This is a genomic window from Dethiosulfatibacter sp. (genome assembly GCF_983023055.1).
The window spans coordinates 1-9,777 of record NZ_CEZJXU010000036.1 but is presented as its reverse complement, the minus strand read 5'-3'; the positions used below and the strand labels follow the sequence as shown (position 1 = coordinate 9,777).

The following is a 9,777-nucleotide window of genomic DNA, read 5'->3' as shown; positions in this document are numbered from 1 at the left end:
CTGTGGATGATGAAACAGAAAGTGTTTATGATGAAGAATCTGAAAATTCTATAGAACTTGAAAATAAGATAATATTTGTGGACATTGACGGAGCTATTAACAATCCAGGAACATTCCAGCTTCCTGTAGGAACCAGACTCTGTACTCTCATAGAAACAGCGGGAGGTCTTGAAGAAAATGCAGACACAAAGTTTATAAACAGAGCTGAAAAACTATATGATGAACAAAAGGTATATATTCCGGAAAAGGGTGAAGAAATAGATCTTGCTACAATCAGTGCGAATGGAGATTCAATAGATGCTGATAATGAAGCAAAAGATGGAATTATTAATATCAACACGGCTACCACGGCTAAGCTTGAATCTCTTCCTGGAATAGGTGAAGTTATTGCTGCACGAATCATTGAATACAGGGAAAATGAGGATTGTTTTTCTTGCATAGAAGATATCAAGAAGGTATCGGGAATAGCCGATGGTAAGTTTAATCAGATAAAGGATCTAATTAAAGTGAAATAAATACTAGTCTTACTTATTTGAAGGGATTAATTATTGGAGGATATCATATCCCGAAATATTTATATTAAATTTATAGGAGAAATATATGAGCATTAAAGATATTAAATTGACTCAAATGACAAAAAGCTCTGGCTGAGCAGCCAAATTGGGGCCTGAAACCCTTGCTCAAGTTTTGAGTAAATTACCAACTTTTGAAGATGAAAAACTCATCGTTGGCCTTGGTAAGGCAGATGATGCAGCTGTATATAAAATTGATGCCGATAACTGCGTGATACAGACATTGGACTTTTTTACTCCAATAGTGGATGATCCATATACATTTGGACAGATTGCCGCTGCGAATTCTCTTAGTGACGTATATTCCATGGGAGGAAAGCCTGTTCTTGCGCTGAACATAGTATGTTTTCCGAATTGTGTTGACCCTGAAGTTCTTTCAGAGATTCTCAAGGGTGGAGCCGACAAGGTTAAAGAATCAGGAGCGGTACTTGCGGGAGGTCATTCAGTAGATGATGACGAGCCCAAATACGGGCTTTCTGTCATGGGTATAGTTAAGGAAAAAAACATTCTCTTGAACAGTGGAGCGCGGGAAGGTGATATAATTGCTATTACAAAACCTTTGGGTCTTGGAATTGTAAATACTGCAATCAAGGGTGAAATGTGCAGTGACGAAACCTACAGGGAAGCCGTGGATATTATGACATCTCTCAATGACAAGGCTGCTGAAGCTGCAATCGAACTTTCGGCCAATGCCTGTACAGATATCACTGGTTTTGGTCTCTTTGGCCACAGTATAGAAATGGCTGATAACAGCGAGGTTACATTGGAACTTGAAATGAATAAAATACCAGTTATAGGAGAGGCACTTGAATATGCATCAATGGGACTTATACCAGCAGGTGCATACAGCAACAGAGATTATTATGAAAACAAAATACAGGAAAATGGTTTTAAGGAAGAACTTATAACAGATATTTGTTATGATCCTCAGACTTCCGGAGGCTTGCTTGTTTCCATACCTAAGGAAAACAGAGAAATGATAGAAAAATATGATTTCTTAAAAGTAATCGGTAAAGTGGTTAAAAAATCTGAATACGGCATAATATTAAAATGATGGAGTAGAAATGAAAAAAGAATTGTATAGAAAAATCCCAAAAGTTGATTTCATGATCGAAAAAAAGGAATTCAAGGATTATCTTAAAAAAATTGATCAAAAGATTGTAGTGGGAATTATCAGAAAGTATCTTGATGGTTTAAGGTCAGAAATATCCAGCTCCGATGATTTGAAAAAACTTGAAAAAAGCATTGAAAACATTGATAAAACTATTCTCGACAGGCTGGACTCGATTTATTCCAGCAATTTGAAAAGAGTTATAAACTGCACTGGTGTAGTAGTCCATACAAACCTGGGAAGATCTGTTCTATCAGAAGATATATTTAATGAAATAAAGGATATTCTCACCCATTATACAAATCTTGAATACGACCTTTCAATAGGAGAAAGAGGATCAAGATACAATATAGTGGAGGATGTTATTTGCCTTTTAACAGGTGCTGAAGCAGCTCTAGTTGTGAACAATAATGCTGCAGCTGTTATTCTTGCCCTCAATACTCTATCATCTGGAAAGGAAGCAATTGTATCCAGGGGAGAACTTGTTGAAATAGGAGGTAGTTTTAGGATTCCTGAAGTCATGAGAATGGGAGGTGCCGAGCTTGTAGAGGTAGGTACCACCAATAGAACTCATCTTGTGGATTTCGAAAATGCTATAAGTGAAAATACTGGAGTGATTTTAAAGGTTCATACCAGCAACTACAAAGTAATAGGATTTTCAAAGAATGTCGATTCAGCAGATCTGGTAAAGTTGGGCAAAGAAAAGGACATAATTGTCATGGAAGACCTGGGAAGCGGAACTATGGTAGATCTAAGCAAGTTCAATATTGCTTACGAGCCTACGGTCCATGAATGTGTGAAAAAAGGTGTGGATGTGGTCACATTCAGTGGGGACAAACTTCTTGGAGGACCACAGGCAGGAATAATTCTTGGAAACAAGGAACTTATTGGAAGGATGAAGAAAAATCAGCTTACGAGGGCTTTGAGAGTAGACAAGTTTACCCTAGCATCACTTGAGAGTGTTTGCAGGAAATATCTTCTTGAGTCTAAGGCATTGAAGGAAATTCCAACATTAAGAATGATTATACAACCAGAAGAGGAAATCAAGTTTAAGGCTGAAAAGCTTTATAAGATGATAAAGGACAAGAATCCTTCTGCGAATGTTAAAATAGAAAAGTGTAAATCCAAAATTGGAGGCGGTTCACTGCCTGAGGAATTACTGGACAGTTATGCTGTTGCCTTATATCCTGATAAGATCAATGCATCAAGGATAGACAGGGAATTTAGAAGTCAGGAAATACCAATAGTAGCAAGGATTAATGAAGACAGGGTAATACTGGATATGAGGACTGTTTTTGATGATGATTATGAAATTATAGCAGAAGAAGTTAACAGAATATTAGAATAACAGGTGAAAATATGAAAAACATTATTATAGGTACTGCAGGACATATAGACCATGGTAAAACAACTTTGATTAAGGCACTTACCGGTTTTGATACCGACCGGCTCAAAGAGGAAAAGGAACGGGGAATAACCATAGATCTAGGATTTTCTTTTTTTGAACTCTCCAACGGCAACAAGGTTGGAATAATTGATGTTCCAGGACATGAAAAGTTTTTGAACAACATGCTTTCAGGTGTTGTTGGAATGGACTTCATACTGTTTGTAGTTGCAGCTGATGAAGGGGTGATGCCTCAGACTATTGAACATCTAAATATTCTCGATTTGGTTGGAATAAAAAACGGAATTATAGTAATAACAAAAAAAGATATTGTAGATGAAGAAATGCTGGAGCTTGTAGTTGACGATATCAAGGACAATTTCACTAATACCTTTCTTGAAAATGCACCTGTCGTGGAGGTTTCTTCCAAAACGGGTGATGGAATCGACAAGCTAAAGTCTATGATAAACGAATATTCAGATAAGGTTGTTCCTAGGGATGACAACAAACCCTTCAGACTTCCTGTGGACAGGGTTTTTACACTTAAGGGCATAGGAACAGTAATTACTGGAACCATCATTGAAGGAAGTGTGAATTTGAACGATGAACTTGTTCTCTATCCACATGAGACAAGTGCCAAGGTTAGAAACATACAAGTGCACGGCGTAGATACAGAGAAAGCTTATGCTGGACAGAGAGCAGCAATAAACATTGCATCATTGTCCAAGTCTGAAATTAGGCGTGGAGACCTTCTTGCAGAAAAGGACAGTGTGTTTAGAAGCAATATAATAGATGTTGAGTTGAAAAATCTTGATGATTCAAATAGAATAATAAAAAACGGAAGCAAGGTTCATTTCTTTGTAGGTACAATGGAGACTGTAGGAACGGTGATTATTTTTGGAAGAAAGGAATTGAATCCCGGCGAAGTATCAACAGCGCAGATCAGATTTGATGAAGAAATTTCAGTTAAATTCGGTGATTATTTTGTCGTGAGATTTTATTCTCCCCTTGAAACCATAGGAGGAGGAAAGATAATAGATCCATTTGCAATAAAACACAAGACAAACAGTGAGGCAGCAATAGAATCTTCAAATATTAAATCGGGTGAGGATTTTAACGAGATAATATACGAATTCATAAAGGAAAAGTTTATTGTAGTTGAAAAGAATTACTTGTATAGAATGTTTTCAATGGATATTTACCACCTGGAGAGCATACTTGAGGAACTTGGTGAATCTGGAAGAATAAGATGTTACGAGGATAACCGCAAGGAGTTATACATGACATCCGAAAATTATGAAAAGATTAAAAATGAAGTGTTGATAAAGGTGACAAAATATCATAATAGCTTCAACTTGAAGCCTGGTATAAATAAGGAAACTTTGATAAGTTCGATTTCATTTGACTTGAATAATTCACTTTTTAACAGGGTTCTAAGGGATATGGAAAAGGATGAACTTGTTGAAATGCAAAATGAGTTTATTAGAATATATGGGTATGAACCTGAATTTTCCACAGAACAAAGTTCGATACTTGAAAATGTAACAGAACTTCTTGAAAAGGATGATATGATTGTAAAAAAAGACACCATAAGGGAAGAAGACGAGGATTTTTCAATACTTGAATATCTTCAAATTGGTGGAGTTGTTTCAGTTATAAATAATGAATACGTTATAAAGAATGAGTATATTGATGTCATAAAGGAAATAACAACAGGATATATACAGAGCAATGGTTCGATTTCTGTAGCAGAAATAAGGGACCTTTTGAATACAAACAGAAACAAGGGAGTAGTCATTTTAGAATATCTTGATAAAATAAAATTTACTAAACGTATGGATAATGATAGAATCCTTTGGTAAACAAAAATTATTAATTTATTGAAAAATGATTTATAATAGTAATAATAATACAACGAGGTGAAAATATGAGTAACAAAATATTAATTGTAGATGATGAACCGTTATTGGTAAAAGGATTAAAATACAGTCTGGAGCAGGATGGATACTTCACAGAAGTTGCTTATGATGGAAAGGAAGCTCTTGAAAAGCAAAGCAAGGAAAAATTCAATATAATTATACTTGATCTTATGCTTCCTGAAATTGACGGACTTGAAGTTTGTCAGAGAATAAGGGAAAGATCTGATGTTCCGATTATCATGCTGACGGCAAAAGGCGAGGATATGAACAAGATACTTGGGCTTGAATATGGCGCGGACGACTATATGACTAAGCCTTTCAACATACTCGAACTAAAGGCAAGAATAAAGGCAATACTTAGAAGATCGAACTCAAAGGAAACAAAGCTTGGAGAACAGATTATTTATGTAGATGATTTTATCATAAATAACCTTGGAAGAAAAGTTACTGTAAATGGCAAGGAAGTAAACCTTACAGCCAAGGAATTCGATTTACTGATTCTTCTTGCTACAAATCCTGGAAAAGTATTTACCAGAGAAGAGCTTCTTGAAATTATTTGGGGTTATGAATACTTCGGTGATTTAAGGACTGTTGATGTTCACGTAAGAAGACTTAGGGAAAAGATAGAGAAGAATTCCAGCAATTATGAGTATATCCTTACTAAGTGGGGAGTTGGATACTATTTTAGGAATAGAATTTAAGAATAGATTTGTAAGCTTTAGGTGGAAGATGCTTTCCACCTATTTATTGCTTATAGTCATATTATTCATATTATTGACAAGTTTGATACCCCAATATGTGCTAAACTGGCAGCTGGAATTCAGAAAGAAGAATCTTGAAATGTCATGTAGGGAAATTGGACAGGAAATAGACTACTACCTTCATAATTATGATGCCTCTCTATACAGCACTTATTTTGACAATGTGACCCAGCAGTATTCGAAGTCCCTTGATTCCAGAATAATGATATATGACAAGTTTGGAAGGATACTTTCGGATTCAAACAATCAGTTCAAGTTTAGAAACATAAATGTAGAGGAGATAAATGCATCTCTTGATGGAAATGTTTACTGGAATGATTACTATTTCAACGAAATAGGAAACGTTATGTATCTTTCAGTACCTGTAAAGTATGAAAGTGAAATCAATGGTGGAATTTTTATATCCAATTCGATTAACGATCTTTACGATAATCTTGTAGACATTAACGATACAATCAGGATGATTGTTCTAATTGAAGGTATATTGATTATAATAGGGATTTTTCTTATATCCAACCATTTTTTGAGACCAATAACCAAATTTTATCCAGTTATAAACAAGCTTTCAAACGGAGAATTTGGAGACAAGGTTGATGTAAAGTCAAATGATGAATTCAAAGTTCTTGCCAATTCCTTCAATAGTATGAGTGTGAAGTTAAATGAGGTTGAACTGCAGAGAAAGGAATTTGTGGGAAATGTATCCCATGAGCTCAAGACGCCGTTATCATCTATTAAGTTATTGTCTGAAAGTCTTCTATTGCAGGATGAGGTTGAAGAAGAAGTCTACAGAGAGTTTCTTATTGATATAAACAATGAAGTAGACAGACTTAACAGAATAGTAACAGATCTTCTTTCGCTTGTAGATATCGATAAAAAACAACTGGTACTTGATTACCAACCTGCATATCTCAATTATCTTATAGAAAAAATCATAGAGCAGCTAAAGCCTCTTGCAGATCAGAAGAATATAACTTTAAACTATTATGAAGATGATAGCATTCAGATAAAAATAGACAAGGGCAAGATAAAACAAGCCTTGATAAACATAGTACACAATGCAATCAAATATACCAGGGACAGCGGCAAAGTTGATATCAAGGTTTACAGGGAAAAAGACTTTGCAGTTATCAGCATCAGAGATACAGGTGTAGGAATTTCTGATGATAATCTTCAATATATTTTTGATAGATTTTACAGGGCGGATAAGGCCAGGTCAAGAAATACTGGAGGTACTGGTCTTGGACTTTCCATATCAAAACAGATTGTAAATCTTCATCATGGAACCATTAGTGTAAAGAGTAAAATGGATGAAGGTACTGATTTTTATGTCAGGCTGCCTATTGTATAAGGAGTTTTAATGAAAAATAAAGTAATGATTTTGATTTTAGCTCTGATGGCTGTTTTTATGACATCATGCTTTAGAAGTGAAGATGATGATGTGATAAAAATTTCTCCTTTCAGTGAGGAAGAGAACGTATATGTGCAGCTTTATCTTCCTAATAAAAGTATGAACTGTATAATTACAGAGCTTTCTGGAGTCTATGATTTAAATGAAGCGAAAGAAATAGAAGAAACACTTAATATAATGCAAAATAGGACAAGGGAATCTGAAAGCTTCGTTTCAATGGAACACCTGAACATATTCAATATTAGTGTCGTATCGGATACTGTATTCATTGAGTATTCCCTGGATAACAGTATTGAACTTGATGAGATGGAGGAGTGTTTGATGCTTTATTCCATTATCAACACTGCTGCAAATTATGAGAACATTTATTTTGTCAAACTGACAAACAGCGATGGTTCAGATTATTTCCATAGATATTTTAACATAGAATCACCTTTTACAGCAACCAATGCATTGCTATACAAGGATTACTTGAGTCCAATAGACACTGTTGAAAAATTCCTGAATTCCATAATTGTAAAAAACATTCCTAATAATGTTGCAGAGGCGGAAGTTAGCAATATCTTTTACAATACCGGATTCGATATAGTATCATATAAAATTTCAAAGTATGAATATAATAAATACGGTGAGTATGTAACTGTAAAAACTAATATAATGCTTCAAGACAGTTCCAGTAATTTTATTAATGAAAATATATCGTTTTTGCTTGAATTAACAAATGGTAAATATAAAATCAAAGAAATTGTTGAATAATTATTGACAATTGTGGAAAAATATGATAAATTCTTTAAAACCTTTAAATTAGTACGAGATGCTGATAAGGAGAAAATGATGATATATAATAATAAGACTAAAAAAATTGAAGAGAAATTTATTTTAAAAATAAGGCGATTTACGGTATTTTAAAAAACATTTAAAATACCGTTAGTTGCTATTTTTTTTGTAGGAGGATATATGAAAGGTAAATTAATTCTTGAAAATGGAGTGGAATTAGAAGGTAAGTGCTTTGGATATTTGGAAGAAAGTTTTGGAGAAGTAGTTTTTAACACGGGAATGACAGGGTATCAGGAAATACTTACGGATCCGTCATACTATGGTCAGATTGTAGTAATGACCTACCCCTTAATAGGAAACTATGGAGTCAATTTTGACGATATCCAGTCGGAAAGTGCAAAGGTTAAAGGTTTTGTAGTCAGAGAGCTCTGCGATAAGCCCAGCAACTGGAGAAACGAGATGTCGCTGAACTCTTATCTTAAAGAGGAAAAAATCATAGGAATACAGGGAATAGATACTAGATACCTGACAAAGCTTATAAGAAACAGCGGTACCATGAAGGGAATAATAGTTACTGAGAAAAACACAATCGACCTTGTTGAATATTTTAAGAAAAATCCAGTAGAAGATGCAGTTAAAAAGGTTACTAGAAAGGACTCGGTTACAATAGAAGGAACCGGCAAAAAAGTTACAATACTTGACTTGGGAGTTAAAACAAACATAGTAAACTCCTTTAAGGAAAGAAACTGCAAGGTAACAGTTCTACCTGCACTTTCTACAATTGATGACATTATGGAAACAAATCCTGACTTCCTATTTCTTTCAAATGGCCCTGGAGATCCAAAAGATTTGACAGAGGTTATAGAAAATGTAAAGGGAATAATCGGCAAGCTTCCTGTTATAGGAATATGTCTTGGACATCAGGTAATAGCCCTTGCATGTGGAGCTGATACGGAAAAAATGAAATACGGACACAGGGGAAGTAACCATCCTGTTAAAAATCTGTTTACTGAAAAAGTGACAATAACATCTCAAAATCACGGTTATGTAGTGAAGAAGGATACAATTCCTGAAGATTTTGAAGTGACACATATAAACATGAATGATTTTACTGTTGAAGGAATAAGAAACATGGACAAGAAACTTATGTCCGTACAGTTTCATCCTGAAGCATGTCCAGGACCACATGAATCAAATTACATTTTCGATGACTTTTTAAGCATAGTATAGGAGGATAATATGCCAATAAACAAGAATATTAAGAAGGTATTAGTATTGGGCTCAGGCCCGATTATCATAGGACAGGCGGCGGAATTTGATTATTCGGGAACACAGGCCTGTAGAGCTTTGAGGGAAGAAGGAATAGAAACCGTCCTCATCAACAGCAACCCTGCTACAATAATGACTGACAAAGAGATTGCAGACAAGGTATATATTGAACCTCTGACACTTGAATTTGTCGAAAAAGTTATAAAGAAAGAAAAGCCTGACAGCGTACTTCCTGGAATGGGTGGACAGACCGCACTTAACCTTGCAGTGGACCTATCTGATTCAGGAATACTTAAAAAATACGGAGTTAATATTATCGGAACTCCAATTGATGCAATAAAGGCTGGAGAAGACAGAGAGTTATTCAGGGAATTGATGAAGGAAATCAACCAGCCTGTTGTACAAAGCGAAATAGTAACAACCATGGATGAAGGAATTACAGCTTCAATTAAAATCGGATATCCTGTAATAGTAAGACCTGCCTACACTCTTGGTGGGTCCGGTGGAGGAATAGTCGATGATGAGGAAGAACTTAAGGAAATTCTTGTAAAGGGACTAAACCTAAGCCCTAATAGC

Annotated in this window: 9 protein-coding genes; all 9 read left to right on the top strand. The window is 35.1% G+C overall.

Features of this window, described 5'->3' with window-relative positions; translation table 11 throughout:
* On the top strand, positions 1-515 hold a 515-nt coding region (locus AC3AX0_RS02710), incomplete at its 5' end, for a helix-hairpin-helix domain-containing protein (protein WP_487548767.1).
* 85 nt (positions 516-600) lie between these two features.
* A complete protein-coding gene (selD, locus tag AC3AX0_RS02705; RefSeq protein ID WP_487548766.1) occupies positions 601-1,626 on the top strand; it encodes a selenide, water dikinase SelD in 1,026 nt (341 codons plus the stop codon).
* Between the two features lie 10 nt (positions 1,627-1,636).
* Positions 1,637-3,031, top strand: coding sequence for an L-seryl-tRNA(Sec) selenium transferase (gene selA / locus AC3AX0_RS02700; protein WP_487548765.1), 1,395 nt, complete (start codon positions 1,637-1,639; stop codon positions 3,029-3,031).
* Positions 3,032-3,042: 11 nt separating this feature from the next.
* Positions 3,043-4,929: a selenocysteine-specific translation elongation factor gene (selB, locus tag AC3AX0_RS02695; RefSeq protein WP_487548764.1), complete on the top strand. Its 1,887-nt coding sequence runs from the start codon at positions 3,043-3,045 to the stop codon at positions 4,927-4,929.
* Positions 4,930-4,994: 65 nt separating this feature from the next.
* Positions 4,995-5,687 carry a response regulator gene (locus AC3AX0_RS02690; protein WP_487548763.1) on the top strand — a complete coding sequence of 231 codons (693 nt, stop codon included), beginning with the start codon at positions 4,995-4,997 and terminating at the stop codon, positions 5,685-5,687.
* Complete coding sequence (locus AC3AX0_RS02685) at positions 5,632-7,095, top strand: HAMP domain-containing sensor histidine kinase (protein ID WP_487548762.1); 1,464 nt, start codon at positions 5,632-5,634, stop codon at positions 7,093-7,095. Before AC3AX0_RS02690 ends, AC3AX0_RS02685 begins: the two co-directional genes overlap by 56 nt.
* 9 nt (positions 7,096-7,104) lie before the next feature.
* Entirely contained in the window at positions 7,105-7,911 is an 807-nt protein-coding gene (locus AC3AX0_RS02680) for a hypothetical protein (RefSeq protein WP_487548761.1), read from the top strand.
* A gap of 201 nt (positions 7,912-8,112) precedes the next feature.
* Positions 8,113-9,162: a glutamine-hydrolyzing carbamoyl-phosphate synthase small subunit gene (carA, locus tag AC3AX0_RS02675; protein ID WP_487548760.1), complete on the top strand. Its 1,050-nt coding sequence runs from the start codon at positions 8,113-8,115 to the stop codon at positions 9,160-9,162.
* Positions 9,163-9,171: 9 nt separating this feature from the next.
* Positions 9,172-9,777: carbamoyl phosphate synthase preATP-grasp domain-containing protein (locus tag AC3AX0_RS02670; RefSeq protein WP_487548759.1), on the top strand; the 606-nt coding region annotated here is incomplete at its 3' end.